This is a genomic window from Wenjunlia vitaminophila DSM 41686 (genome assembly GCF_000380165.1).
In the GTDB taxonomy this organism is placed as follows: Bacteria; Actinomycetota; Actinomycetes; order Streptomycetales; family Streptomycetaceae; genus Wenjunlia; species Wenjunlia vitaminophila.
This window is the reverse complement of the sequence record NZ_KB904635.1, coordinates 206148-231963: the sequence shown is the minus strand read 5'-3', so window position 1 is coordinate 231963 and position 25816 is coordinate 206148. Positions and strand designations below refer to the sequence as shown.

Here is a 25816-nt window from a genome sequence, read left to right as displayed (position 1 = left end):
TCCCGCATACCTGACAGGAGGTGTCAGGTACCGTCCCTAGGCTGGTCAGGCCCACGAGGACCGCACCGTGCGGCTGACGAAAGGACCACTCATGCCCACGCAGACCACAGGCGAGTTCACCTTCGCCAACTGGGAGGAGCGCCCGGTCGGCCCGGAGGAGGGGAGCCCCCGCCTCGCCCACGCGGCGGTCAGCAACACCTTCTCCGGCGGCGTGCGGGCCGTCGGCACCACCTGTGAGTACTCCATCCTGTACGTGACGGAGGCGACCGGGTCGTTCGCCGGCATGGAGGTGCTGACCGGCAGCGTGGACGGGCGGAAGGGAACCTTCGCCCTCTCCCAGCAGGGCTCGTTCGACGCCGGGGGAACGGTGCGCTGTACCTTCGAGGTCGTCCCCGGTTCGGGGACCGACGACCTCGTCGGGCTCCGCGGGAAGGGACACTTCACCGCGCGGCACGGCGTGTCCTCCACCCCGTACACCTTCGACTACGACCTGGACTGACCGTGGGGGCCACCGGACGGACCGACCGCCCCGGACCCGGCGAGGGGAGCGACGTGAGCCCCCGCTGGACCCTGATCGCCGTGTCGGCCGACTCCCCGGTCACCAGGAGCACCGTTCCGTTGCCCCGGGGCGGCGTGCCGACGGTGGCCGTCGTCCAGTACGAACTGCTCGTCGGCGCGCCGCACGTGCTGACCCAGGACGACGTGCTGTTCCTGTCCTGGCTCGAGCGGCAGCCCGACGCCGACCGGCTCACCGGGCCGGAGCGGACGGCGCTGCGCGACGAGTTCTTCGCCAGACCCAGGGCCTGCCTGCGAACCTCTCCGCTGCCGAAGAAGTACGGCTTCGGGCTCCTGCTCGACGAGCACGAACGGGTGGCGCTGTGCCCCGTGGAGTCCGCGGAGTACCGACGCCTGGTCGGGGGCGAGGGACCGGCGCGGGTGGTCAGGGCCATGCGCACCCGGCGGCCGTCCCGGGGGTAGGGCGCACGGCGTCGGCGGGGCCCCGGCCGCGGCACCCCCCGGGGCGCCTCACTCCGGGCCTCCCTCGACGAAGTACGTGTCGTGCCGGACCAGGAACTCCTCGAACTCCGGCCCTCCTCGCCGCGCCATCTCGGCGACCTGCTCGTGGTACTCCTCCCGGGGCGCGCCCGGAGCGTAGAGCAGCAGCAGCGAGGTCGGCTCCTCCGACTCGTTGCGGAACGCGTGCAGTCCGCCGACCGGGACGTACAGGAAGTCCCCGGAACGTGCGGTGATCCAGCGCTCCCCGTCGTACAGCCGGGTCTGCCCGGACAGGACGAAGAACGACTCCGAGATCGTGCGGTGGAAGTGCGTGCCGGGCCCCGGGGCCCCGGGGCCCAGATCCACCCGGTACAGGCCGAACTCCCCTCCGGTGGAGGCACTGGTGGCCAGGTAGTGGGTCCGGTTGCCGGCGGGGGAGGTGCGGTCGCTCGGGGTGTCGGCCGGTCGGAACCGGGCGTTGGTCTCGCCGGTGTCGCCCAGGTAACGGGGTTCGGGATAGGACATCGTCCGCTCCTTCGTTGTGTGGGGGCGCACCAGGAGTCCCCGGGCGGGCCGGGCACCGTCGGGTGCCGTGGCACCGTCACCGAGCGTGGTCCGCAGCGGGGCCCGGCAGCCGTTCCCAGGCGGACGGCGGACGGCCGACGGTGGGCCGCGGGGGTGGCGGGGCCGGCGTCCGGTCCGGCTCGCGGAACCCGGTGGCCAGGGCAACATCGTCAGCCGCGGCCCGGACGGGGACAAGGCGCACGCGTCCCGCGCGGGGAGGCGGACGTCTCCCGGCGCGTCGCGGGGCCGTGATCCGGGAGCGGGCCGGGGCTCGGCCCGCGGCACCCCGCGCGCCGACCGACGTGGCCCCCCGGCGTCAGCCCCCGGCCAGTTCGTCGAGGAGCGAGGCGAGTTCCCGGGGCTTGGTGATCATGGGCCAGTGTCCGGAGTCCAGGGTGACGACGTCGTGGCCGGGGAGGTGGGGCGGGTCGCCGGGGTCGCCGGTGCACGCGACCCAGGTGCGGGGGAGCCGCTGCACCGCGGCGAGGTCGTCGGGGGCCGGGTCCCGGTAGGTGTTGACCGGCTGGCCGACCGCCCGGGCGCGGAGCCACCGGCGGTCCTGCGGACTGAGGCCGTGCTCGCCGAACTGGGCGTCGATGATCTCGTCGCTCAGCACGGGGATCAGGCCGTCCCTGACGGTGCTGGTGACTGCTTCCTCGAAGCCGGGCGGGGCGGCCTCGAACAGCGTCCTGCCCGGCTGGGGGAGGACGGACGCGAGGTAGACGATCCGGGCGATGCGGTCGGGCACCCGGTTGGCGGCGATCGTCGCCGGCGCGCCGCCGTAGGAGTGGGCGACGAGGACCACGTCGCGCAGCTCGGCCACCTCGATCGCGGCGGCGATGTCGGTGGCGTGCGTGGTGAGCGTCGTCGCCGTGGAACCCAGGTGGGCGCGGTCGCCGAAACCGGTGAGGGTCAGCGGGTGTACGTCGTGGCCGGCGTCGACGAGGGCCGGGGTGACCCGTTCCCAGGCCCAGGCGCCGAGGAACGAGCCGCCGACGAGAACGATGGTGGACATGACCGGGATTCCTTCCGCTGGAGTGCGTCGGTCTCACGGTAGGAGCGATTGTGGACGGTTTCTGTCCGGATTAGGCTGTGGGGGGTGTCCCGTCCGACCACCCGTGTCCTGTCGCTGCTCGAGGTCCTCCAGGACCGCGGGCTGGTCCCCGCCGACGAACTCGCCCGACGGCTCGAGGTGGACACCCGCGCGGTGCGGCGCTACGTCACCGCGCTGCGCGAGCTCGGAGTCCCCGTCGAGTCGGTGCGCGGGCGGTACGGCGGGTACCGGCTGGCGCGCGGCGCCCGGCTGCCCCCGTTGATGCTCGCTGACGAGGAGGCCGTGGCCGTGGCCGCGGCGCTGGCCGTCGCCGGTGAGGGCGCGGGGGCCGGCGAGCCCTCCCCGGCCGACCGGGCGCTGATCAAGCTCAACCGGGTGCTGCCCGCGGCGCTCAGGCAACGGGTGGACACACTGGCCGCGGCGACCTCCGTGACCGGCCCGGCCGCGCTGACCCCCGACCCGGAACTGGCGTTGACCCTGGCCACGGCCGTGCGCGCACGTCGCACCGTGCGGATCGAGCACTCGACCGGGCCGCGCGAGGTGGACCCGTTCGGGCTCGTGGTGCACGCCCGCCGCTGGTACCTGGTCGGCCACGACCACCTGCGGGACGCCGTGCGCGTGTTCCGGCTCGACCGGGTGACCGGCGCCGCGGAACTGCCCCGCCCCTTCTCCCCACCGGAGGACTTCGACCCGGTGGCGCACGTGCTGCACGCGCTGACGTTCGGAGGGTGGGCCCACCGGACCGAGGTGTGGCTCGACACCGACCTGGACTCCGCCAGGGCCCGGCTGCCCGCCACCAGCGGGGAGCTGCGGCCCTGCCCGGACGGCGGGGTGCTGCTGGTCAGTGGGGTGGAACAGCTTCCCGGCATGGCCAGGTTGCTCGCCGGCCTGCCCTGGCGGTTCACCGTCCTCGGCCCGCCCGCGCTGGTCGACGCCCTCGACGCCCACGTCGCCTCGCTCACCGGGGCCCTCGCGCGCTCGCGCGGTGCCGGGCAGGGGCGGCCCGGGGACGAGGACCGGTCAGCAGGGACGTTTCCGTAGTTCCATGACATAGTCGTGCGGCGCACCCGCGGACTCCGCGGCGTCGGCGATGTCGCCCAGGTAGCGCGCGGAGGGCAGGCCGCCCTCGTAGTCGTTGAGGACGTAGATCCAGGCCGGGACGTCGCCGTCCAGCGTGTGCACCCGGACCCTGGTGCGGCGGTACAGCCCGAGCGGCACCCCCTCCCACCGGTCCAGGGACGGCTGGTCGAACGGGGCCACGTCGTACAGCGCCACGAAGACCTGGGAGAGCTCGTCCTCGACCAGGGTGGCCAGGGCCCCCTCCCAACCGAGCTGTTCGCCGCCGAAGGTGAGGCGCCAGCCGTTCAGCCAGCCCGTGCTGCGCAGCGGGGAGTGCGGGGCGCGGCGGGCCATCTGCCGGGCGTCGAGATTGCCGGCGTAGGCGGCGTAGAGCGACATGGGAACCAAGCGTAGCCAAGGGCTTTCTGGGGTTGTTCCAGGCCAGGCGCCGTCCGGGGGCTCGCCCTGCGGGGCGGTGGGGAGTCATCGGGCGGGTGCGGGACAATGGGGCATGTGACTCGGATCGTGATTGTCGGTGGCGGACCTGGCGGATACGAGGCGGCCCTGGTCGCCGCGCAGCTCGGCGCGGAGGTGACGGTCGTTGACTCCGACGGTCTTGGCGGCGCGTCGGTGCTCACCGACTGCGTTCCGTCCAAGACGTTGATCGCCACCGCTGAGGTGATGACGACGTTCGACTCCTCCTACGAGGAGCTCGGGATCATCGTTGCCGACGACACCCCGCCGATAGAGCAGTCCGCCCGGGTCGTCGGGGTGGATCTCGGCAAGGTCAACCGCAGGGTGAAGCGGTTGGCGCTGGCCCAGTCCCACGACATCACCCAGTCGGTGCTGCGGGCCGGTGGCCGGGTGGTGCGCGGGCACGGCCGGCTCGACGCGGGGCAGGAGCCGGACGGGACGCGCCGGGTGGTGGTGCGGGCGGCGGACGGTTCCACGCAGACGCTGCTCGCCGACGCCGTGCTGATCGCGACCGGTGCCCACCCCCGGGAGCTGCCGGACGCCCAGCCGGACGGGGAGCGCATCCTGACGTGGACCCAGGTCTACGACCTCGACGAGCTCCCGGCCGAGCTGATCGTGGTCGGCTCCGGCGTGACCGGCGCGGAGTTCGCCGGGGCGTACCAGGCCCTGGGCTCGAAGGTCACCCTGGTCTCCAGCAGGGACCGGGTGCTGCCGGGTGAGGACCCGGACGCCGCGGCGCTGCTCGAGGACGTGTTCCGGCGCCGGGGGATGAACGTGATGGCGCGCTCCCGGGCGCAGAGCGTGAAGCGGATCTCCGACTACGTGTCCCGGGAGGGACGCGCCCCCGGCGACGGCGTCGAGGTGACCCTGGCCGACGGCCGGGTGATCAGGGGCAGCCACTGCCTGATGGCCGTCGGCTCGATCCCCAACACGGCCGGGATCGGTCTGGAGGAAGCGGGCGTCAGGCTCAAGGAGTCCGGGCACGTCTGGACGGACCGGGTCTCGCGCACCACCGCGCAGGGGATCTACGCCGCGGGTGACTGCACCGGTGTGCTGATGCTGGCGTCGGTGGCGGCGATGCAGGGCCGGATCGCGATGTACCACATCCTCGGTGACGTGGTGGTGCCGCTCAACCTCAAGACCGTGGCGTCCAACGTGTTCACCGACCCGGAGATCGCCACGGTCGGCGCGAGCCAGGCCGACGTGGACTCCGGTCGCATCCGGGCGTCGGTGCTCAAGTTGCCGCTCCTGCGCAACCCGCGGGCCAAGATGCAGGGGATCAGGGACGGCTTCGTGAAGCTGTTCTGCCGGCCGGGCACCGGGATCGTGGTGGGCGGTGTGGTGGTGGCGCCGCGGGCCAGTGAGCTGATCCACCCGATCTCGATCGCCGTGGACAACAACCTGACGGTGGAGCAGGTGGCCAAGGCGTTCACGGTGTACCCCTCGCTGTCCGGCTCCATCGCCGAGGTGGCGCGGCAGTTGCACACCCGCAAGACGCAGGAGGAGCAGTTCTGACCGGTCACGGCCGTGGTGCGCCGGACGAACGGGCGCCGAGGACAACCCTCTGGCACGTATAGCACTTCTCGGCGGGCTCTGCGAACAACTTCCGGTAATAGGTGCAAACTGCTGAAAGTAGACGGTCACGCGAGTTACTGTCAGTTTCGTGTTCGCAGCAGAGCGTCGCCAATTGATCCTGGAAATGGTGCGGGCGAACGGAGCGGTGTCGCTCCGGGAGCTCGCCCGTGTCGTCCAGACCTCCGAAGTGACCGTACGGCGGGACGTGCGGGCGCTGGAGGCAGAAGGACTGCTCGACCGACGCCACGGGGGTGCCGTCCTGCCCGGTGGCTTCACTCGGGAGTCCGCGTATCCACAGAAGTCGCACCTGGCCGCCGCGGAGAAGACGGCCATCGCTGATCGGGCCGCGAGCCTCGTGGGGGAGGGCGAGGCGATCGTGGTGGGTGCGGGCACCACCACCCAGGAGCTGGCCCGTCGGCTCGCCCGGGTGCCCGGGCTGACCGTGGTTACCAACTCCCTGCTGGTGGCGCAGGCGCTGGCGCACGCCAACCGGGTGGAGGTGGTGATGACCGGCGGCACCCTGCGCGGGAGCAACTACGCACTGGTGGGCAGCGGCGCCGAGCAGTCCCTGCACGGGCTGCGGGTCAGCCGGGCGTTCCTCTCCGGGGCGGGGCTCACCGCCGAGCGCGGGCTCTCCACGTCCAACATGCTCTCGGCCAGCGTGGACCGGGCGTTGGTGCACGCCGCGGCCGAGGTGGTGGTGCTGGCCGACCACACCAAGCTGGGCACGGACACCATGTTCCAGACGGTGCCCACGGACGTGATCGCCCACCTGGTCACGGACGAGCCACCCCCGGGGCAGGACCGCGCCGCCGCCGAGTTGCAGGCCCTGATGGACCGCGGGGTGCGGGTCGAGGTGGCCGGGACGGTCTCGTCGGCGGTGGAGACCGCGGGTCGTCGCGGGGACCTGCCGGTGCCGGGACCGCGGCGGCAGCCCCTGCCCTCGCGTCGGCGCTGACCGGCCGGGCACCGCGGCCCCGCCACACGTCACCCGCCATCGTTCCAGCCACACGTCCCACAAGTCCCACACGTCACGGGCCCCGGCGCGCTCGGCGCCGGGGCCCGTGACGAACGGTGTGCCGCAGGCGTCAGTCCTTGATCTCGCAGAGCACCGCGCCGGCACTGACCGTGGCCCCGACCTCCGCGTTCAGCGCCATCACGGTGCCGGTGCGGTGGGCGTTCAGCGGCTGCTCCATCTTCATCGCCTCGAGGACGACCACCAGGTCCCCCTCGGCGACCTCCTGGCCCTCCTCGACGGCGACCTTGACGATGGTGCCCTGCATCGGGGAGGCCAGCGAGTCGCCGGACGCCGCGGCGCCCGCCTTCTTCGAGGCCTTGCGCTTGGGAGCCTTCTTCCCCGCGCCGGCGACCGGTGCCGCGGCGGCGCCCAGCCCCGCCGGCAGGGTGACCTCCAGGCGCTTGCCGCCGACCTCGACCACCACGGTCTCCCGCGCCTCGGCCTCCTCGCCGGAGTCGACACCGGTGGGGGCGTACGGTGCGATGGTGTTGTTGAACTCGGTCTCGATCCACCGGGTGTGCACCGCGAACGGCTCGTCGCCCTTGGGGGCGAACGCCGGGTCGCTGACCACCGCGCGGTGGAACGGCAGCGCCGTGGCCATGCCCTCGACCGAGAACTCGGACAGCGCGCGCCGGGCCCGCTGGAGCACCTCGTTGCGGTCCCGGCCGGAGACGATCAGCTTGGCCAGCAGGGAGTCCCAGGCCGGGCCGATGACCGAACCGGTCTCCACGCCGGCGTCCAACCGCACCCCGGGGCCGGACGGCGGGGACCAGACGGCGACGGTGCCGGGGGCCGGGAGGAAGTTGCGCCCCGGGTCCTCACCGTTGATCCGGAACTCCATCGAGTGGCCGCGGACCTCGGGATCGTCGTAGCCGAGTTCCTCGCCGTCGGCGATCCGGAACATCTCCCGCACCAGGTCGAGCCCGGTGACCTCCTCGGAGACCGGGTGTTCCACCTGGAGCCGGGTGTTCACCTCGAGGAACGAGATGGTGCCGTCCTGGCCCACGAGGAACTCGCAGGTGCCCGCGCCCACATAGCCGGCTTCCCGCAGGATCGCCTTGGAGGCCCGGTAGAGCTCGGCGTTCTGGGCGTCGGACAGGTAGGGGGCCGGGGCCTCCTCGACCAGCTTCTGGTGGCGGCGCTGCAGCGAGCAGTCACGGGTGGAGACCACCACCACGTTGCCGTGCTTGTCGGCCAGGCACTGCGTCTCCACGTGCCGGGGACGGTCCAGGTAGCGTTCGACGAAGCACTCGCCGCGGCCGAACGCCGCCACCGCCTCGCGCACCGCCGACTCGTACAGCTCGGGGATCTCCTCCAGGGAGCGCGCGACCTTGAGCCCGCGCCCACCACCGCCGAACGCCGCCTTGATGGCGATCGGCAGGCCGTGTTCGGTGGCGAACGCCACGACCTCGTCGGCACCCGAGACCGGGTCCGGAGTGCCGGCCACCAGCGGGGCGCCGGCCCGCTGGGCGATGTGCCGGGCGGCGACCTTGTCGCCGAGTGCCCGGATCGCGTCGGGCCCCGGGCCGATCCAGGTCAGACCTGCGTCCAGCACCGCCTGGGCGAACTCCGCGTTCTCCGACAAGAACCCGTACCCGGGGTGGATCGCGTCCGCCCCGGAGTCGGCTGCCGCCTTGAGGACCTTGGCGATGTCCAGATAGCTGGCCGCCGGGGTGTCCCCGCCCAGCGCGTAAGCTTCGTCGGCCACGCGGACGTGCAGCGCGTCCCGGTCCGGGTCCGCGTAGACAGCAACGCTGTGGATCCCGGCATCCCGACAGGCACGAGCGACGCGGACCGCGATCTCCCCGCGGTTGGCGATGAGCACCTTGCGCACGATGGCTCCCTTCTTGAACCTACGTGAGTTTAGGTACTGCCGACACGTGCTGCCGAGCCACCCGGGGAGGTGGCCTTGCCCACACGGTCGGCGACCCCGCGGGTGCACGAGCGCGCGGACGCCCTGTTTTGCCAGGATACGTCGGGCGTCATGACCCGCTTCTGCACGCCCCACGTCGCCGTAATGTCTAACGGACCGCTCTCGTGCATCCCTGGAATCTTTGTCGGCTTCCTACTGCTGGAGTCCGTAAAGTTTGCGGAGGAGGGCTGTGCGCGTGGGGTTCTGCGTGCACGACTCTTGTGACGTTCATTACCCGTTAGTAGGTTTCAGGGGTGTCCGAAAACGACTAGGCACCCAGGGGGTGGAGTGGTGCGCAGAGCGGTGATGATCGCGGCGGCGGTGCTGCTGGTGGTCGAGGGGCTCGGGATCGCCGGTCTGACCTGGGTGCTGGGGATCGTGGTGGATCGCCAGGACATGTCACTCGGGGGTTCCGACCCGGGAGTGATGTCGGTCGGCTCCTGGGTGCTCGGAGGGGCCACCGGGCTGTTCCTGGTGGGCGTCGCGGTGATGCTCGCGCGCGCGGCGCTGCGGGAGACCAGCCCTGGCCGGCTCGGGCAGGTGCTGACGGTCCTCACCGCCGTGGTGCACGGGCTGCTGGGGGCGATCGCGGTGGGCCTGGTCGGCTGGTTGGCGTTCACCGGGCTGATGCTGGTGCTCGGGACGCTGGTGCTCAGCATCATGTTCTTCGACGACGTCGACGCCGCACCCGGGAGCGCGGGGAAGGACGACGGGAGCCAGGGCCCCGACGGGCCCGGCGACTCCGGTGCCCACAGCCCCGGCGCGGTCAAGCCGAGTCCGGCGTGAGCCGCTGCCACAGATCGGTGATCCGCACGTCCAGCTCCGCCAGCAACCGGCGCAGCAGCGGCAGGGAGAGCCCGATCACGTTGCCGTGATCGCCCTCGATACCTTCGATGAACGGGCCTGAGTGCCCGTCCAGGGTGAACGCGCCCGCCACGCGCAGGGGTTCCCCGGTGGCCACGTAGGCGGCGATCTCCGCGTCGTCCGGGGTGCCGAAGTGCACCGTGGTGGCCGCGGTGCCCACCGCCCGCGCGCCGTTGGCCGTGTCGATCACGCAGTGGCCGGTGCGCAACACCCCGGACCTGCCGCGCATCTGCCGCCAACGGGCGACGGCCTCCGCCGCGTCAGCCGGCTTCCCCAGTGCCCGCCCGTCCAGGTCGAGCACCGAGTCGCACCCCAGCACCAGGGCACCCTCGGGTGCGCGTGCCGCCACCGCGGCGGCCTTCGCCTCGGCCAGCACCCCGGCCAATTCCCCCGGCGTCGCGGCCGAGTACGCGTCCTCGTCCACGTCGCTCACCATGACGTGGGGTGCCAGGCCCGCCGTGCGGAGCAGGGCGAGCCTGGCGGGGGACGCCGAGGCCAGGACGAGAACGCGTTGGTCGGTCATGCGATCAGGGTAGGGGCCGCCGTCACGGGCCGTGCCGCCGGGCGGGGCGCGGCCCGTGACGGACCCCGGAACCGCCCCGGGTCACCGGGGCCAGGCGGACGAGCGCCAGGCCGCGGGGCCCGGGTGCGGTACCGGGCGGATGTTGCGGGCGCGCTGGGCCCACACCGAGACGGGACCCCGGGCGGGGACCGCCGCGGCCCTGGCCCGGGCCGCGGCCACGACGGCCACCAGGGCCGCGAGTTCCTCCGGGGTCGGGTTGCCTCGCACGACGTTCATGAACACTCCTCGAAGGTACTCAGAGCGGGATGTTGCCGTGCTTCTTCGGCGGCAGCGACTCGCGCTTGTTGCGCAGCGTCCGCAGCGCCTTCACCAGGTGGCTCCGGGTCTCCGACGGCATGACCACCGCGTCCACGTAGCCGCGCTCCGCGGCCTCGTACGGGTTGAGCAGCGCGTCCTCGTACTCGGCGATCAACCGCTGGCGCAGTTCCTCGGCCTCCTCGGGGGTTCCGGCCTCGGCCAGGGTGCGACGGTGCAGGATGTTGACGGCACCCTGGGCGCCCATCACCGCGATCTGCGCCGTGGGCCAGGCCAGGTTGAGGTCGGCGCCGAGGTGCTTGGAGCCCATGACGTCGTAGGCGCCGCCGTACGCCTTGCGGGTGATCACCGTGATCAGCGGAACGGTGGCCTCCGCGTAGGCGTAGATGAGTTTGGCGCCGCGCCGGATGATGCCGTTCCACTCCTGGTCGGTGCCGGGCAGGAACCCCGGCACGTCCACCAGCGTGATCACCGGGACGTTGAAGCTGTCGCAGGTGCGGACGAAGCGGGCGGCCTTCTCCGAGGCGTCGATGTCCAGGGTGCCGGCGAACTGCATGGGCTGGTTGGCCACGATGCCCACCGGGTGCCCCTCGACCCGGCCGAAGCCGGTGATGATGTTGGGCGCGAAGAGCTCCTGGGTCTCCAGGAACTCGCCGTCGTCCAGGATCCGCTCGACCACCCGGTGCATGTCGTAGGGCTGGTTCGGCGAGTCGGGGATGAGCGCGTCGAGGTCCAGGTCCTCCGCCAGCACCTCGAGCGGCGCCTCGTCGGGGAACGCCGGCGGCTCCTCGAGGTTGTTGGACGGCAGGTAGGACAGCAGCGCCTTGACGAACTCCACCGCCTCCTTCTCGTCGGCGGCCAGGTGGTGGGCGTTGCCCGAGGTGGCGTTGTGGGTGCGGGCGCCACCGAGCTCCTCGAAGCCGACGTCCTCACCGGTGACGGTCTTGATCACGTCCGGCCCCGTGATGAACATGTGGGACGTCTGGTCCACCATCACCACGAAGTCGGTGATGGCCGGCGAGTACACCGCGCCGCCCGCGCACGGGCCCATGATCAGGGAGATCTGGGGGACCACCCCGGAGGCCAGGGTGTTCCGGCGGAAGATCTCGCCGAAGAGACCCAGCGCCACCACGCCCTCCTGGATGCGGGCGCCACCACCGTCGTTGATGCCGATGATCGGGCGGCCGGTCTTCAACGCGAAGTCCATCACCTTGACGATCTTCTCGCCGTAGACCTCGCCGAGGGACCCGCCGAAGACCGTGAAGTCCTGCGAGTACACGCACACCGGGCGGCCGTCGACGGTGCCGTAACCGGTCACCACACCGTCGCCGTAGGGGCGGTTCCGCTCGATCCCGAAGTTGGTGGAACGGTGCCTGGCGAACTCGTCGAGCTCGACGAACGACCCCTCGTCCAACAGCAGCGCCACCCGCTCCCGGGCGGTCATCTTCCCCTTGGCGTGCTGTTTCTCGACGGCGCGTGCGGAACCGGCATGGGTGGCCTCTTCGATCCGCCGTCGCAGGTCCGCGATCTTGCCCGCGGTGGTGTGGATGCCCGGCTGGTGGGGGGCGGTCTCCGACTCGGCCATCGTGGCGACTCTCCTGCTCTGTCAGGGTGCTGTCCGACGGGCGCCGCCGGTGGGCGGCGGGGAACGGGCACTCTGCGTAGCGTATCCGTGCAGGTGTGCGGGGCGCTGCGGCGTCCGCCACAGTCGCGGGTGCGCCGCGCGACGAGAACGCGCCACCCTCCCCCTAGGCTTGGGCGGGTGGCCACTCCGAACGACCCCCACCCGCGCTCCCGCTGGTCCGACCTGGACCGGCCGCCGCTGGACCAGGCGTTGCTGCGCCGCCGACTCCTCCACCCGACAGCCCTGTGGACCAGCGTCGACGTGGTCGCGACCACCGGCTCCACCAACACCGACCTGGTCGACCGGGTCCGTGCCGGCACCGTGGGGGAGGGCGCGGTGTTGGTCGCCGAGGAGCAGTCGGCGGGGCGCGGACGCCTCGACCGGCGGTGGACCGCCCCGGCGCGCTCCGGCCTGTTCTTCTCCGTGGTGTTGCGGCCCGAGCCGGTCCCGGCGGAGCGCTGGGGCTGGCTGCCGCTGCTCGCCGGGGTGGCCACGGCCACCGCCCTGGCCCGCGCCGCCGGGGTGGACACCGCCCTGAAGTGGCCCAACGACCTGCTGGTCACCGTGGACGGCGAGCCACGCAAGGTCGGCGGCATCCTCGCCGAGCGGGTGGACGGCCACTCCGTGGTGCTCGGCATCGGGATCAACGTGAGCCTGCGGGCCGAGGAACTGCCGATGTCCACGGCCGCCTCCCTGGCCCTCGCCGGCGCCCCGGTCACCGACCGCGACCCGCTGCTGCGCGCCGTGCTGCGCCGCCTCGCCGAGTGGTACGTCCAGTGGCGGGAACAGGACGGCGACCCGACCCGGTCCCGGCTGCACGAGGCCTACGTCGCGGGTTGCGCCACCCTGGGGCAGGTGGTCAGGGCCGAGCTGCCCGGCGGTGACTCCCTGGTCGGCGAGGCCGTGGCGGTGGACGGGGACGGCCGGCTGGTGCTCTCCACCGACGAGGGGCAGCGGGTGGTGGGTGCCGGTGACATCGTGCACCTGCGCCCGAGCCGCTGAGCCCGCGGGCCGTCGGCGGCCGCGGTTCCGCCGTGGGCCGGGAACGCGCGACGCGCCTGGGTGGGCTCCCGGGGCCTGGCGGAGTCGCGGTCCCGCCGTCCGGGACCGCGGCCCGGGCTCGTGCCCCGCTCGGACCGCGCTCGCGCGCCCGCCCGTGGTCCCCTCCCCGCCTGCCGTTCCCCCATGTCACGGGCGGGGCCACGGCGGTGGACGCCCACCCGGCCGGCACGGGCGGCGACACCCGTCAAGAGTGAGCTGGGGCACATCTGCCGTATCGTTGAGGCGCACCCGCGGCGACGTCCGGCGCCGGTCTCGGCGACCTTCCCGGCGGTGGCCGAGCTGGCCGGAGGAGGAGCGCTGACATGGTCTTTCGCACCGGTTCCGGGGGCGGGCGGGACGTCGTCGGCACGCGGCCGGCCGGTCGCCCCGCGGCGGTGCCGGTCGGTTCCGGGCGGTGGGAGGGGCCGCGAGGTGTCCTCGGCGAGGGCCGACGGAGCCTCCCGCCGGCTTCGGTTCGCCCGCCGGCCCGGGGGCGCGGACCGGACCGTGGGAACGACAGGAACGACGGGGACGCAGTGCGGAAGCCGGACGCAGGGAGCGGGCGGTGACAGCGGAGAACGCGGGGACCGGGGCGGTGCCGCCCGGCGGCGACGGGGGGCCCGCGGGACAGGACCCCACCGGGCGCCGGCACGGCGACGTCCGGCCGGTGGATGACCCGCGTCCCGCGGGTGACCGACCGTCGGACCGTACGGGTGGCCCGGGGGGCGGCCCGGACCGGACCGCCGACGGGGACGGGGGCCACGGCGAGCGCGAGACCGGCGCCCGTCCCGGCAGCTCCCCCACCCGGGGCGACGCCCCGCACGACGACCCGACCCCCGACGTGGTCGATGAGGGCGGCCCCCTCCCGGCCGACCCGTCGCAGGGGCACCCGCCGGCGGAGGACCAGCCCGAGGACGACCCGATCGCGCTCCGCCTGGAGCAGCTCATCCTCGGTGCCCCGCGCCACTACACGCCGTTCCAGGCGGCCCGCGCCGCCGGGGTGCCGATGGAGCTGGCCTCCCGCTTCTGGCGAGCGATGGGGTTTGCCGACATCGGGCAGGCACGGGCGCTCACCGAGGCGGACGTGATCGCGCTGCGCCGACTGGCGGGGCTGGTGGAGGCCGGGCTGCTCAGCGAACCGATGGCGATCCAGGTGGCCCGTTCCACCGGCCAGACCACCGCCCGGCTGGCCGAGTGGCAGATCGACTCCTTCCTGGTCGGCCTCACCGACCCCAGCGAGCTCGGACTGAGCCGCGCCGAGATGGCGTACCCCCTGGTCGAGCTGCTGCTGCCGGAGCTCGAGCAGTTCCTGGTCTACGTGTGGCGACGGCAGTTGGCCGCGGTGACCGGGCGGGTGGTGCAGGCCACGGACGACGACGAGACGGTCAACCGGAGCCTGGCCGTGGCGTTCGCCGACCTGGTCGGCTTCACCCGGCTCTCCAAGCGGCTCGAGGAGGAGGAGCTGGGCGAGCTGGTCGAGGCGTTCGAGACCACGGCGGCCGACCTGGTGGCGGCGCACGGCGGACGCCTGATCAAGACCCTCGGCGACGAGGTGCTGTTCGTCGCCGACGACGCCGGTGTCGCCGGTGACATCGCGCTGCGGTTGATCGAGACGATGAGCAACGACGAGACGATGCCGGCGCTCCGCGTGGGGATGGCCTTCGGCACCGTGACCACCCGGATGGGCGATGTCTTCGGCACCACCGTCAACCTGGCCAGCCGGCTCACCTCGATAGCCCCCAAGGACAACATCCTGGTGGACGCCGAGATGGTGGCCGCGCTGGGCCGCGGGGGTGACGCCCCGGTGGGCGAGGCCGAGGGGGACAGGGGGCGGGCGGAGGGCGACAGCGGCTACCGGTTCTCGGTCCAGCCCATGTGGCGGCGTCCGGTGCGCGGGCTCGGCCTGGTCGAACCCTGGCTGCTCACCCGGCGCAAGCAGGCCTGAAAGGGGCGTCCCGGTTCCGCTTCGGGGCCAGGCCGGAAACCTTCCGGGCCCGGGTCCATCGACGCGCAAGTCCGTTGGGCGGAAGTCCCTCTAGGCTGCGGATCATCGTGAATCGGCTGCACTTCGCTGGGGGGTGGCGACCCCGCCGGCCCAGCGGGTGCCTGACGGCGGAGGCGTCGCGGATGAGTGATCCGACGAGCGGGGCTCCTGGTGCTGAGGACCGCTTCGGTGAGTGGGTGGTGGTGCGCAGGCACGGCACCGTGGCGGAGCTGTTGCTGGACCGCACGGGGGCGATGAACGCGATCTCCACCGCGATGGCCCAGGCGCTGGCGGACGCCACACGCGCGCTGGCCGCGGACCGCGAGGTGCGCGTGGTGGTGCTGACCTCCTCGCACGAGAGGGCCTTCTGCGTCGGCGCGGACCTGAAGGAACGCAACGGGTTCAGCGACGCGGACCTGTCCCGTCAGCGTCCGGTCGCCCGCGCCGCCTACACCGGGGTGCTGGAGCTGCCCGTGCCCACGGTGGCGGCCGTGCACGGTTTCGCGCTGGGCGGGGGGTTCGAGCTGGCCCTGTCCTGCGACGTGATCGTGGCGGACCGCACGGCCGTGGTGGGACTGCCCGAGGTGTCGGTGGGGGTGATCCCGGGAGGCGGCGGAACCCAGTTGCTCCCCCGCCGGGTGGGCGCGGCCCGCGCGGCAGAGCTGATCTTCACCGCCCGTCGGGTGGAGGCGGCCGAGGCGCACGCCCTGGGTCTGGTGGACGTGCTGGTGGACGCGGGCCAGGACGTCCCGGAGGCCCTGGCCCTGGGACGGAGGATCGCCGCCAACTCCCCGGTCGGCCTGCGCGCGGCCAAGCGGGCGCTGCGCCTGGGGCATGGCCTGGACCTGCGGACCGGACTCGACGTGGAGGACGCGGCCTGGCGCACCACCGCGTTCTCCGGCGACCGCAGGGAGGGCGTGGCCGCGTTCAACGAGAAGCGCCGCCCCGACTGGCCGGGGGAGTAGCCCGGCCGGCGTATCCGACCCCGTTTGCCGCGTCGGGTCCGGGCGGGCCGCCGGCCAGGTGGCGTGCGGTGCCCGCGCGCCCCGGCGCCCGCCCCCGTACGCTGGCGCGACCGTTGCCAGGGGAAGGAGGCGAACCGTCGCTCGGAAGAACACAAGGCGAAATATGGTCATCCTTCCTAGCCTTAGGGTGAGCGGGAGATCCTCGGAGGAGCGAGAGGGCACCACCAGTGGGCGACGCCATCGACCACGGGCACGAGAACGGGGCGCGTGCCCGGATACCTGCGGACGAGCGGCTCCAGGCCGTTGCGGAGCTGGCGCGCGCCCTGGCGGGGGTCCGGGACCCGTTGCAGGCGGTGCTGGCCGCGGTGGAGCGGGTGCGGTTGGCGCTCGGCGGGTCGATGGCCGCCATATCCCGTTGGGAGCGTGAACGGGGTCGTCTGCGGGTGTTGGTGAACAGCGGCGACCTCGCCTGGGACGAGGAGGAGGTGCCGCCCGACGAGACCTACCCGATCGGCGACTTCCCCGATGTCGTGCGCTTCCTGCGGCAACGGTGGAGCGAGGGCGCGGAGCCGCGTGCCTGGGTGGAGACGGCCGACGGGGCCGGCCGGGCCCCGGGCCCGTACACCCACCAGCGGATCGCCTCCCTGCGGCGGCGGGGACGCTCGAGCTGCCTGGTCGCGCCCATCCTGCTGCACGGTTTCGCCTGGGGGGAGCTCTATGTGGCGCGGGGGCCCACCCAGCCGGTGTTCGACGGGGCCGACGAGGAGTTCGCCACCGCGCTGGCGTCCCTGATAGCGGCCGGCATCGCGCAGACGGAGCACCTGGCGGAGGTCCGCAGGCTGGCCTTCACCGACCCGCTGACCGGCCTGGCCAACCGCCGCGCCGTGGACGTCCGGCTGGACGAGGCGCTGCGCCGGCACGAGGCGGACGGCACCGTGGTGACGCTGGGGATGTGCGACGTCAACGGGCTGAAGACGGTCAACGACGAGTTCGGCCACGAGACCGGGGACGAGCTGCTGGCCAGCTTCGCCCACGAACTGTCCCTGTGCGCGGCCAAGCTCACCGGGTGCGTGGTGGCGCGGCTCGGCGGGGACGAGTTCTGCCTGGTCGCCGAGGGGCACTCGCCCGACGAGGTGTTGCGGGTGGCGGACGAGGTGTGCCGCAGGGCACGGCTGCTGCCCTACGCCGACGGCGTCGCCTGCGGCGTGGCCTCCACCGCGGACGTGGGCCCGGTGTCCGGCCCCGGGGAACTGTTCCGGCTGGCCGACGCCGCGCAGTACCTCGCCAAGAAGGCCCGCTCCGCCCACCCGGTGAGGGCGGGGCGGGACACCAGCGTGCGGGACCTGCCCGAGCCCGCACCGGGACGCCCCGAACGGGAGCGCCGCCGCTACCGGGACGCGCCACGGGTGTGACCCCCGTCCGCCGGTCAGCACGGCTGATGACATTAGACGATTCACTGTTTAGGGTGCTGAATATGAATCTGCACAGTGTGCTGGTCGGTCACTCGGGCGTCACCGCGGACGAGGTACTGGCCGTCGCCAGGGGCGGGGCCAAGGTCACCCTCACCGCCGCCGCCCTGGACGAGATCGCCGCCTCCCGGGAGACCGTCGACGCCCTCGCGGCCAGGCCCGAGCCGGTCTACGGGGTCTCCACCGGCTTCGGGGCGCTGGCCGTGCGCCACATCAGCGCCCCCATGCGCACCCGGCTCCAGCACTCGCTGATCCGTTCCCACGCCGCGGGCATGGGGCCCACCGTGGAACGCGAGGTGGTGCGCGCCCTGATGTTCCTGCGGCTGAAGACCCTCGCCTCCGGCCGGACCGGGGTGCGGCCCGTGGTGGCGCAGACCATGGCCGAGGTGCTCAACGCGGGCATCACCCCGGTGGTGCACGAGTACGGCTCGCTCGGCTGCTCGGGCGACCTGGCGCCGTTGGCCCACTGTGCCCTGGTGCTGACCGGTGAGGGCCGGGCCGAGGGCCCTGACGGAACGGTTCGCCAGGCGGCCGAGCTGCTGGCCGAGGCGGGGATCGCCCCGGTGGCGCTGCGGGAGAAGGAAGGGCTGGCGCTGATCAACGGCACCGACGGCATGCTCGGAATGCTGATCATGGCCTGTGCCGACCTGGCCCGGCTGTTCACCAGCGCCGACATCACCGCGGCGCTCACCCTGGAGGCGCTGCTCGGCACCGACCGGGTGCTCGCCCCCGAACTCCACGCCATACGCCCGCACCCCGGGCAGGCGGCGAGCGCGGAGAACATGCGGCGGGTGCTCGACGGCTCCGCGCTGACCGGCCATCACCAGGTCGGCTTCGACGGGGTGGCTCCCGCGCCCCGCGTGCAGGACGCCTACTCGGTCCGCTGCGCCCCCCAGGTCGCCGGCGCGGGCAGGGACACCCTGGCCCACGCTCGACTGGTCGCGGAACGCGAGCTGGCCGCCGCCGTCGACAACCCGGTGGTGCTGCCCGACGGGAGGGTGGAGTCCAACGGGAACTTCCACGGCGCGCCGGTCGGCTACGTCCTGGACTTCCTGGCCATCGCCGTGGCCGACCTCGGGTCGATCGCCGAACGCCGCACCGACCGCCTGCTCGACAAGGACCGCTCGCACGGCCTGCCGCCGTTCCTCGCCGACGACCCCGGGGTGGACTCGGGACTGATGATCGCCCAGTACACGCAGGCGGCCCTGGTCTCCGAGAACAAGCGGCTCGCCGTACCCGCCTCGGTGGACTCCATCCCGTCCTCCGCCATGCAGGAGGACCACGTGTCGATGGGGTGGTCGGCGGCCCGCAAGCTGCGCACCGCCGCCGACAACCTGACCCGGATACTCGCGGTGGAGCTGGTCGCCGCCGCGCGGGCCCTGGAGCTTCGGGAGCAGGCGGCGCCCCGTGCCTCCGCCCCGGCATCCCGCGCCGTCCGCGAGGCGCTGCTCGCGGCCGGGGGCGGCGGGGCCGGGCCGGACCGCTTCCTCGCCCCTGACCTGGCCGCGGCGGAGGAGTTCGTACGCTCCGGTGCCCTGGTCCTGGCCGCCGAGTCGGTCACGGGACCGTTGGCCTGAGCCGGGCCCACCGCGTTGGTGGGTCCGGTCCCGCTCGGCGCGGTCCCGCTCGGCGGGTGTGCGCGTGGGCGGGGGGTTCGCGGGTGGGGCCCGCGCTGGTGGGCGTGCGCGGCCCTGCGGTCAGCCGCTGGTCAGAGGTCGCCGAACTGCCGGCGACGGGCGAACAGCACCAGGATCGCCCCGACCCCGATGAAGGCGGTACCGCCCCACAGGTAGGGGTCGGTGTCGATGCTGCCGGTGTCCGCGAGGTTGAGGTCGGAGTCGGTCCTGCCGGTGCCAGTGTCCGCGGCGTCGGTGCTGACAGCGGCGCCGTCCGGAGTCTCCGAGATGGTCCGAGAGGAGGACTGTGAGGTCGCCGCCGCGCGCTGGACCTGTGAGGGTTCGTCGTCGGCGGCCGACGCGGACGGGACGAACGTCAGGGCGACCAGCAACGAGGAGGCCGCTGCGGCGGTGAGCGGGCGGCGCAGTTCCAAGGGAATCCCCCTGCCGACACGGGAGTTGGCGCCCGGCCCGCGGACCGGAGGCAGCCAGGTCGATGTGCGTTCCGATGGTACTGATCAGGTTGTCGTGGGGGAAAGCGGGTGTGTGGGTTCCCGTCGGTTCGGTGGCGATCCGCGCGCGTCGCGGTGGTCGGCCCCGGACTCGGTGATCTTCACCATCCCGAGCCTGGGCAATCTCAGGAAATCGGAAGGACCCTCTTCAGTCTTGTCACTCAGAGTGATAAGCTGTGACGTAAGGTCATTGGCCAGGGGTTGTGGGCGTGATGTTTACCACAATGTCCGGAGCGGTGGAACCGCAGTGGAATACCGCGAGTTCCTCATGACAGAGATGTGTCCACCGCGGTCCGAGGGTCTACGGCATTGAGGTGCCGTACGCGAGGACGGGCGTGAGGCTCAGGGGCATGAAGAAGTGGGGGAGTTAGTGAAGGTCGCGAGCACTGTGGTCGCGGACGGCAAGGTCGGCGGCGCACGGACCGTCCGGGTACGGCCGGCCCGCAAGGTGTTGATCGGGGCTGCGCTGCTGATGAGCGGGGTTCTCGCCCTCACGGGCTGTAGCAGCAGCGATGACGACGACTCCGGGTCGTCCGCCGCCGCGGCCCAGGACAAGGCGGACGCGGCGGCGGCCAAGCAGAAGTCGCAGGCCGCGATCACCATCACCCCCAAGGACGGCGCGGACCACGTCGCCACCAGCGGCGACATCAAGGTTCAGGTGAAGCGGGGCACGCTCGCCTCCGTCAGCCTCACCGCCGCGGACTCCGGCAAGACCGTGGCCGGCGAGCTGTCCGCGGACAAGACGAGCTGGGAGCCGGTCGATGAGCTCTCGGAGGCCACCAAGTACCAGCTCACCGCGATAGCCAAGGACTCCGAGGGCCGCGACGAAACCAGGAACACCACCTTCACCACCCTGTCCGCGGCCAACACGGTCTACGGCATATTCACCCCGGAGGACGGCTCCACCGTCGGCGTGGGCATGCCCGTGTCGATCAACTTCACCAAGCCGGTGGCCAACCGCGCGGAGGTGGAGAAGGGGATCACCGTCACCTCGAGCAGCGGCCAGGAGGTGGTGGGGCACTGGTTCAACGACAGTCGCCTGGACCTCCGCCCCCAGGAGTACTGGAAGTCCGGTTCCCAGGTCACCCTCAAGCTGCGGCTGAAGGGCGTCGAGGCGTCGGAGGGGGTCTACGGGGCCCAGTCCAAGGACGTCAGCTTCACCGTCGGCCGCAGCCAGGTCAGCACGGTGGACGTCGCCACCAAGCAGATGAAGGTGATGCGCGACGGCAAGCTGCTGCGCACCATCCCGATCTCCGCGGGCAGCCCCGAGAACCCGACCTACAACGGCGAGATGGTCATCTCCCAGAAGTTCGAAGAAACCCGCATGAACGGCGACACGGTGGGCTTCGAGGGTGAGTACGACATACCCGACGTGCCCCACGCCATGCGGCTCAGCACCTCGGGGACCTTCATCCACGGCAACTACTGGGGCAGGGGCGTCTTCGGCAACACCAACACCAGCCACGGTTGCGTCGGCCTGGAGGACGTCAAGGGCGCCGGCGACCCCAACACCGCGGGTGCCTGGTTCTACAGCCAGTCGATGATCGGGGACGTGGTGAAGGTCGTCAATTCCCCAGACAAGACCATCGCCCCGGACAACGGCCTCAACGGGTGGAACATGTCCTGGGCTGACTGGCAGGCGGGCAGCGCGCTCTAATTCTTGTGTTCGCTCGCCTCCGGCTGCCTTTTGGTGTTCGCTCGCCTCCGGCCGCTTTGGGGTGCCCCTGCCGGCGTTCCTCGTCGTGCGGTCGCTCGTTCCTCGCGACCTTCTCCTCGTCTCTTCGGCAGGGGCAGCGGCCTTTGGCTCGCTCACGTCTGCGCGTCGTCGGGGTGAAGGTGCACGACACTGCGGCCCCTTGTTGGGGTTCGCTCGCCGCCGGCCGCTTTGGGGTGCCCCTGCCGGCGTTCCTCAGCCNGCTCCCTCGTTCCTCGGTCGCTGGCTTCGTCTCTTGGCAGGGGCAGCGGCCTTTGGCTCGCTCACGTCCCCGCGTCGTCTGGGTGAAGGTGCACGACGCTGCGGCTCGCTCACGGTTCGCCGGGGCGGGGGTGCACGACGCTGGGGCTGGCTCATGGTTCGCCGGGGCCGGGGCCGGGGCCGGGGCCGGGGCCGGGGCGGGCGACACTGTGCCTTACACCGGGGGGTCGTCGAGGACGGCGTGGATGACGCTGTGGGCGGCGCCGAGGAGGGGGCCGTTGCGGCCGAGGGAGGACACGGCGAGGCACTCCGGGCGCCACTGCCGGTCGGTGACCCGGAGGTGGAGTTCCCGGTCAAGGGCCGGCAGCAGCCATGGCGCCAGGTCCGCCAGTGCCCCGCCGAGGACGACGCTCTGCGGGTCGAGCAGGTTGACCGCCCCGGACAGGGCTATCCCCAGGGCGGAGCCGGCCCCGTTCAGTGCCCGTTGAACGCGGGGGTCCCCGTCCTCGGCGAGTTTGGCGAGGAGGCGCATCCGGCCGGCGGGGCCTGGGTGGTCGATGGCCGCCCGGGCCGGGTCGATGCCGGCGGCACGGAGCACCGCCTCTTCGCCGGCGTACCGCTCGAGGCAGCCGCGTGCCCCGCAGGAGCAGGGGGGTCCTTCGGGGTGCACTGGAACGTGCCCCAGTTCGCCGGCGAAGCCGCGGGCGCCCCGGAAGAGCTGCCCGCCGATCACCAGGGCCGAGCCGACGCCGATCTCCGCGGAGACGTGCACGAAGTCGCCGAGGCTCGGGTGACCACCGAGCCACAGCTCGGCGAGCGCCCCCAGGTTGGCCTCGTTCTCCATCCGGATGGGGAGTTCCGCGGCTGAGCCGGGCGGGGTCCCCTCGGTGGGGGCGGCCCCCTCTGCTGCCGGTGTTCCCGGCGTGAGGAGCGCCCGCCGCAGCAGGTCGGCGGCGGAGACGCAGAACCAGCCGAGGTTGGGGACGCGCTCCACGGTGCCGTGGTCGGGGGCGACCAGCCCCGGCACGGCGACGGTGAGTCCTGCGGGGGTCAGTCCGGCCGCCCGGACCTCGGCCTCGGTGGCGCGTACCAGGGCCGCCAGGTCGGTCATTACCTGTTCCGGGGCGCGCCCGCGGTTGCGGGAGTCGATCTCGACCCTGGCCCTGGTCTGCCCGCGCAGGTCCACGGCGCACGCCGCGAGGTGGTCCACGCCGACCTCGGCCCCGAGCCCGGCCAGCCCGTGGTCGTTGAGGCCGAGTGCCAGCCCCGGGCGGCCCACCGTACCGGGCCTGGTGACACCGAGTTCGACGAGCAGCCCGGCGGTGAGGAGCTCTTCCACCAGGGTGGAGACGGTCGCCTTGGTCAACTTGACCTCGGTGGCCACCGCGGCTCGGGAGATCTGCCCGCGGGCGGCCACGGTGCGCAGGACCAGGGACAGGTTGCGGCGGCGGACCGCCGCCTGGTTCGCGGGCCCGGTCAAGACTCCTCGCAACCGTTGGAGGGGGCCGGCCGGGCGCCGGTGAGCAGGGGACCGGCCGCCCGCAGGGTGTCGGTGAGCCGTTCCAGGGTCCGCTGGTCCCGTGGCACCGGGGCGTGGTCCGGGCCGCGGTCGGTGCCCCAGCGGCGGGCCACGGCCGCCGGGTCCTCCCCGGTGAGCAGCGCGGCGGCCTGCGCCGCGGCGCCCAGCGCGACCAGGTCCCCGGTGACCGGGACCCGGACCGGGCGGCCGGAGAGCCGGCGCACCGTCTCCCGCCAGGCGACGCCGCGGGCGCCCCCGCCGATCAGCAGCACCGGTGCGTCGGACGCCGCGCCGCCGCCCGCGGCGAGCACCTCGTCGAGCGCGGTGAGCAGGGCGAACGCCGCCCCGTCGTAGGCGGCCTGGAGGATCTGCCCCGGGGTGGTGTCCTGACGGAGCCCGGTCAGCACACCGGAAGCGCCGGGCAGGTTGGGGGTGCGTTCGCCGTCGAGGAACGGCAGCAGCACGACGTCGCCGCCGGGTTCCACCGCCTCACGGTCCCTCCCGAGCAGGGCGGCGACCCGGTCCACCGCGAGGGTGCAGTTCAGGGTGCAGGCCAACGGGAGCCAGCCACCGTGTGCGGCGGCGAACCCGGCGACGACACCGGTGGGGTCGGCGGGGCGCCGGGCGGAGACGGTGTAGACCGTCCCCGAGGTGCCCAGGCTCAGCGCCGGCTGGCCGGGCAGCAACCCGAGACCCAGTGCGGCGGCCATGTTGTCGCCGGTGCCGCTGGCCACCAGCGTCCCGGCGGCCAGCGGCAGGCCGTCGGCGGCCCGGACCGTGCCCGCGGCCTCGCCCGGGGCCAGCACCCTGGGGAGCAGCGACGAGTCCATCTGGAGGGTGTCCAGCACCCCGGTGTCGTACTCCTCCCGGGCCGTGGACCACCAGCCGGTGCCCGAGACGTCGCCGCGGTCGGTGGTGCCACCGTCCGGCTCCCCGGTGAGTCGCCCGGTCAGGTAGTCGTGGGGCAGCCGGACGGCCGCGGTGGCGTCGGCCGCGGCCGGCTCGTGCCTGCGCAGCCACGCCCACTTGGGGGCGGTGAAACTGGCCGTGAGGACGCTGCCCACCCGTTCCGCGCTGGCCGCGGGGCCGCCCAGCGCGGTGACCAGGGCGGCGGCTTCGACGGCAGAGCGCACGTCGTTCCACAGCAGCGCGGGCCGCACCGGTCGCCGCTGGCGGTCCAGGGTGACCAGGCCGTGCTGCTGACCGGCCACGGACACCGCCGCGGCGCGGTGGGCGAGCCCGGTCTCCCGCAGCGCCTGGCACATCGCGTCCCACCACTGGTCGGGGTCGCTCTCCCGGGCCTTGCCGGTGCTCACCCGGTGCGGGGCCTGCCCCCGGGCCAGTACCTCGCCGGTGTCCGCGGCGACGACCAGCGCGGTGGCCGACTGCGTCGAGCTGTCCACGCCGATGACGAGTGGTCGTGTGCCCATGCGGTGCTCCTCGGGTCTGGCGTCCGGCGTCCGCGTGTTCGCGTGGCCCCTTGTCCGGTGTGCGCCCGCATACTAATTTGTTCGGCGCCCTGACGAATAGGAGTGGCCACATGAACTTCCAGCCGACCCCGGACGATCACTTCACCTTCGGCCTGTGGACGGTCGGCTGGCAGGGCCGCGACCCGTTCGGCGACGCCACCCGCGCTCCGCTCGACCCGACCGAGACGGTCCGCCGTCTCGCCGAACTCGGCGCCTACGGGGTGACGTTCCACGACGACGACCTGGTCCCGTTCGGCTCCTCGGACGCCGAGCGGGCCACGCACGTCAAGCGGTTCCGGCAGGCACTCGACGCCACCGGGATGAAGGTGCCCATGGTCACCACCAACCTGTTCACCCACCCGGTGTTCAAGGACGGCGCGTTCACCGCCAACGACCGTGACGTGCGCCGCTACGCCCTGCGCAAGACCCTGCGGAACATCGACCTCGCCGTGGACCTGGGCGCCAGGACCTTCGTCGCCTGGGGCGGTCGGGAGGGCGCGGAGTCCGGCGCGGCCAAGGACGTGCGGGCCGCCCTCGACCGGCTCAAGGAGGCCTTCGACCTGCTCGGGCAGTACGTCCTCGACCAGGGCTACGACCTGCGGTTCGCCGTGGAACCCAAGCCCAACGAGCCGCGCGGCGACATCCTGCTGCCGACCGTGGGCCACGCCCTGGCCTTCATCGACCGGCTGGAACACCCCGAACTCGTCGGCGTCAACCCGGAGGTCGGTCACGAGCAGATGGCCGGTCTGAACTTCCCGCACGGCGTCGCCCAGGCGCTGTGGTCGGGCAAGCTGTTCCACATCGACCTCAACGGCCAGTCCGGGATCAAGTACGACCAGGACCTGCGGTTCGGCGCCGGTGACGTGCGGCAGGCGTTCTGGCTCGTTGACCTGCTGGAATCGGCGAACTGGGCCGGGCCGCGGCACTTCGACTTCAAGCCGCCGCGCACCGAGGACACGGACGGGGTGTGGGCGTCGGCCGCCGGCTGCATGCGCAACTACCTGATCCTCAAGGAGCGGGCGGCGGCCTTCCGCGCCGACCCCGAGGTGCGGGAGGCACTGCGGGCCGCCCGCCTCGACCAGCTCGCGACCCCGACCCTGGCCCCTGGCGAGACCCTGGACGACCTGCTGGCCGACCGGTCCTCCTTCGAGGACTTCGACGTGACCGCGGCGGCGCGCCGCGGCATGGCGTTCGAGCGCCTCGACCAGCTCGCCATGGACCACCTGCTGGGCGCCCGCGGCTGAGACCCCCACCGCCCGGTCGGTGTCGTGGACCCGGCCGACCGGGCGTTCTCATCCGCCTCTCATCCGGAGCTCAGTGGCCTCCCAGATCGGTTGCCTAGGTTCCG

23 protein-coding genes are annotated in these 25816 nt (G+C 73.0%); 13 read left to right on the top strand and 10 right to left on the bottom strand.

Annotated elements, in window-relative coordinates; genetic code table 11:
• Positions 1 to 91 precede the first annotated feature (91 nt).
• Together A3IG_RS0102350 and A3IG_RS0102345 are read left to right on the top strand one after the other, a co-directional pair.
• Entirely contained in the window at positions 92 to 499 is a 408-nt protein-coding gene (locus A3IG_RS0102350; protein WP_018381944.1) for a DUF3224 domain-containing protein, read from the top strand.
• 53 nt (positions 500 to 552) lie between these two features.
• Positions 553 to 978, top strand: coding sequence for a DUF6157 family protein (locus A3IG_RS0102345; RefSeq protein ID WP_026219816.1), 426 nt, complete (start codon positions 553 to 555; stop codon positions 976 to 978).
• A 48-nt stretch (positions 979 to 1026) separates the two neighbouring features.
• On the opposite strand, the gene A3IG_RS0102340 is transcribed toward A3IG_RS0102345, so the two are convergent.
• Entirely contained in the window at positions 1027 to 1521 is a 495-nt protein-coding gene (locus A3IG_RS0102340) for a cupin domain-containing protein (RefSeq protein ID WP_018381942.1), read from the bottom strand.
• Between the two features lie 355 nt (positions 1522 to 1876).
• Positions 1877 to 2575 carry an alpha/beta fold hydrolase gene (locus A3IG_RS0102335; protein ID WP_018381941.1) on the bottom strand — a complete coding sequence of 233 codons (699 nt, stop codon included), beginning with the start codon at positions 2573 to 2575 and terminating at the stop codon, positions 1877 to 1879.
• 84 nt (positions 2576 to 2659) lie between these two features.
• Between A3IG_RS0102335 and A3IG_RS28300 the strand changes: the two genes are divergently transcribed.
• Positions 2660 to 3655, top strand: a complete 996-nt coding sequence (locus A3IG_RS28300) for a helix-turn-helix transcriptional regulator (RefSeq protein WP_018381940.1) — start codon at positions 2660 to 2662, stop codon at positions 3653 to 3655.
• Here A3IG_RS28300 and A3IG_RS0102325 read toward each other — a convergent pair.
• A complete protein-coding gene (locus A3IG_RS0102325; RefSeq protein WP_018381939.1) occupies positions 3635 to 4072 on the bottom strand; it encodes a gamma-glutamylcyclotransferase in 438 nt (145 codons plus the stop codon). The two genes, A3IG_RS28300 and A3IG_RS0102325, sit on opposite strands and share 21 nt — an antisense overlap.
• A 105-nt stretch (positions 4073 to 4177) precedes the next feature.
• On the opposite strand from A3IG_RS0102325, the gene A3IG_RS0102320 reads away from it, so the two are divergent.
• Complete coding sequence (locus A3IG_RS0102320) at positions 4178 to 5662, top strand: NAD(P)H-quinone dehydrogenase (RefSeq protein WP_026219815.1); 1485 nt, start codon at positions 4178 to 4180, stop codon at positions 5660 to 5662.
• A 148-nt stretch (positions 5663 to 5810) separates the two neighbouring features.
• The gene (locus tag A3IG_RS28295) at positions 5811 to 6680 is read left to right on the top strand and encodes a DeoR/GlpR family DNA-binding transcription regulator (RefSeq protein WP_078499939.1); all 870 of its coding nucleotides are present in this window, start codon (positions 5811 to 5813) and stop codon (positions 6678 to 6680) included.
• Between the two features lie 130 nt (positions 6681 to 6810).
• On the opposite strand, the gene A3IG_RS0102310 is transcribed toward A3IG_RS28295, so the two are convergent.
• Positions 6811 to 8574, bottom strand: a complete 1764-nt coding sequence (locus tag A3IG_RS0102310) for an acetyl/propionyl/methylcrotonyl-CoA carboxylase subunit alpha (protein ID WP_018381936.1) — start codon at positions 8572 to 8574, stop codon at positions 6811 to 6813.
• Between the two features lie 366 nt (positions 8575 to 8940).
• Here A3IG_RS0102310 and A3IG_RS28290 point away from each other — a divergent pair, with 366 nt between their 5' ends.
• The gene (locus A3IG_RS28290) at positions 8941 to 9438 is read left to right on the top strand and encodes a hypothetical protein (protein WP_236719272.1); all 498 of its coding nucleotides are present in this window, start codon (positions 8941 to 8943) and stop codon (positions 9436 to 9438) included.
• On the opposite strand, the gene A3IG_RS0102300 is transcribed toward A3IG_RS28290, so the two are convergent.
• The 3 genes from A3IG_RS0102300 to A3IG_RS0102290 form a co-directional block, all read right to left on the bottom strand.
• Positions 9419 to 10039, bottom strand: a complete 621-nt coding sequence (locus tag A3IG_RS0102300; protein WP_018381934.1) for a nucleoside triphosphate pyrophosphatase — start codon at positions 10037 to 10039, stop codon at positions 9419 to 9421. The two genes, A3IG_RS28290 and A3IG_RS0102300, sit on opposite strands and share 20 nt — an antisense overlap.
• 81 nt (positions 10040 to 10120) lie before the next feature.
• The gene (locus A3IG_RS0102295; protein ID WP_018381933.1) at positions 10121 to 10315 is read right to left on the bottom strand and encodes an acyl-CoA carboxylase epsilon subunit; all 195 of its coding nucleotides are present in this window, start codon (positions 10313 to 10315) and stop codon (positions 10121 to 10123) included.
• A gap of 19 nt (positions 10316 to 10334) precedes the next feature.
• A complete protein-coding gene (locus tag A3IG_RS0102290) occupies positions 10335 to 11939 on the bottom strand; it encodes an acyl-CoA carboxylase subunit beta (protein WP_018381932.1) in 1605 nt (534 codons plus the stop codon).
• A 177-nt stretch (positions 11940 to 12116) separates the two neighbouring features.
• Here A3IG_RS0102290 and A3IG_RS0102285 point away from each other — a divergent pair, with 177 nt between their 5' ends.
• The 5 genes from A3IG_RS0102285 (at position 12117) to hutH (ending at position 19014) form a co-directional block, all read left to right on the top strand.
• Positions 12117 to 12980: a biotin--[acetyl-CoA-carboxylase] ligase gene (locus tag A3IG_RS0102285; RefSeq protein WP_018381931.1), complete on the top strand. Its 864-nt coding sequence runs from the start codon at positions 12117 to 12119 to the stop codon at positions 12978 to 12980.
• Between the two features lie 604 nt (positions 12981 to 13584).
• Positions 13585 to 14964, top strand: coding sequence for an adenylate/guanylate cyclase domain-containing protein (locus tag A3IG_RS28285; protein ID WP_018381930.1), 1380 nt, complete (start codon positions 13585 to 13587; stop codon positions 14962 to 14964).
• A gap of 182 nt (positions 14965 to 15146) precedes the next feature.
• Complete coding sequence (locus A3IG_RS0102275; protein ID WP_026219814.1) at positions 15147 to 15968, top strand: enoyl-CoA hydratase/isomerase family protein; 822 nt, start codon at positions 15147 to 15149, stop codon at positions 15966 to 15968.
• 227 nt (positions 15969 to 16195) lie between these two features.
• The gene (locus A3IG_RS0102270; RefSeq protein WP_018381928.1) at positions 16196 to 17380 is read left to right on the top strand and encodes a GGDEF domain-containing protein; all 1185 of its coding nucleotides are present in this window, start codon (positions 16196 to 16198) and stop codon (positions 17378 to 17380) included.
• 68 nt (positions 17381 to 17448) lie between these two features.
• Entirely contained in the window at positions 17449 to 19014 is a 1566-nt protein-coding gene (hutH, locus tag A3IG_RS0102265) for a histidine ammonia-lyase (protein WP_026219812.1), read from the top strand.
• Between the two features lie 131 nt (positions 19015 to 19145).
• On the opposite strand, the gene A3IG_RS0102260 is transcribed toward hutH, so the two are convergent.
• The gene (locus tag A3IG_RS0102260) at positions 19146 to 19487 is read right to left on the bottom strand and encodes an LPXTG cell wall anchor domain-containing protein (protein WP_018381926.1); all 342 of its coding nucleotides are present in this window, start codon (positions 19485 to 19487) and stop codon (positions 19146 to 19148) included.
• A gap of 448 nt (positions 19488 to 19935) precedes the next feature.
• Between A3IG_RS0102260 and A3IG_RS0102255 the strand changes: the two genes are divergently transcribed.
• Positions 19936 to 21222 carry a L,D-transpeptidase gene (locus A3IG_RS0102255; protein ID WP_018381925.1) on the top strand — a complete coding sequence of 429 codons (1287 nt, stop codon included), beginning with the start codon at positions 19936 to 19938 and terminating at the stop codon, positions 21220 to 21222.
• A 472-nt stretch (positions 21223 to 21694) separates the two neighbouring features.
• Here the strand turns inward: A3IG_RS0102255 and A3IG_RS0102250 are convergent, their stop codons facing one another.
• Both A3IG_RS0102250 and xylB read right to left on the bottom strand, forming a co-directional pair.
• Entirely contained in the window at positions 21695 to 22960 is a 1266-nt protein-coding gene (locus tag A3IG_RS0102250; protein WP_018381924.1) for an ROK family protein, read from the bottom strand.
• Positions 22957 to 24429, bottom strand: coding sequence for a xylulokinase (gene xylB, locus A3IG_RS0102245; RefSeq protein WP_018381923.1), 1473 nt, complete (start codon positions 24427 to 24429; stop codon positions 22957 to 22959). Before xylB ends, A3IG_RS0102250 begins: the two co-directional genes overlap by 4 nt.
• 110 nt (positions 24430 to 24539) lie before the next feature.
• Between xylB and xylA the strand changes: the two genes are divergently transcribed.
• Complete coding sequence (gene xylA, locus A3IG_RS0102240) at positions 24540 to 25712, top strand: xylose isomerase (protein WP_018381922.1); 1173 nt, start codon at positions 24540 to 24542, stop codon at positions 25710 to 25712.
• The last annotated feature ends 104 nt before the right edge of the window (positions 25713 to 25816 follow it).

What these genes read in the sequence shown, in the direction of transcription:
- A3IG_RS0102350 (WP_018381944.1), top strand. Translation starts at nt 92, where the DNA reads ATGCCCACGCAGACCACAGGCGAGTTCACCTTCGCCAACTGGGAGGAG.
- A3IG_RS0102340 (WP_018381942.1), bottom strand. Translation starts at nt 1,521, where the DNA reads ATGTCCTATCCCGAACCCCGTTACCTGGGCGACACCGGCGAGACCAAC.
- A3IG_RS0102335 (WP_018381941.1), bottom strand. Translation starts at nt 2,575, where the DNA reads ATGTCCACCATCGTTCTCGTCGGCGGCTCGTTCCTCGGCGCCTGGGCC.
- A3IG_RS0102325 (WP_018381939.1), bottom strand. Translation starts at nt 4,072, where the DNA reads ATGTCGCTCTACGCCGCCTACGCCGGCAATCTCGACGCCCGGCAGATG.
- A3IG_RS0102320 (WP_026219815.1), top strand. Translation starts at nt 4,178, where the DNA reads ATGGGGCATGTGACTCGGATCGTGATTGTCGGTGGCGGACCTGGCGGA.
- A3IG_RS0102300 (WP_018381934.1), bottom strand. Translation starts at nt 10,039, where the DNA reads ATGACCGACCAACGCGTTCTCGTCCTGGCCTCGGCGTCCCCCGCCAGG.
- A3IG_RS0102295 (WP_018381933.1), bottom strand. Translation starts at nt 10,315, where the DNA reads ATGAACGTCGTGCGAGGCAACCCGACCCCGGAGGAACTCGCGGCCCTG.
- A3IG_RS0102290 (WP_018381932.1), bottom strand. Translation starts at nt 11,939, where the DNA reads ATGGCCGAGTCGGAGACCGCCCCCCACCAGCCGGGCATCCACACCACC.
- A3IG_RS0102275 (WP_026219814.1), top strand. Translation starts at nt 15,147, where the DNA reads ATGAGTGATCCGACGAGCGGGGCTCCTGGTGCTGAGGACCGCTTCGGT.
- xylB (WP_018381923.1), bottom strand. Translation starts at nt 24,429, where the DNA reads ATGGGCACACGACCACTCGTCATCGGCGTGGACAGCTCGACGCAGTCG.
- xylA (WP_018381922.1), top strand. Translation starts at nt 24,540, where the DNA reads ATGAACTTCCAGCCGACCCCGGACGATCACTTCACCTTCGGCCTGTGG.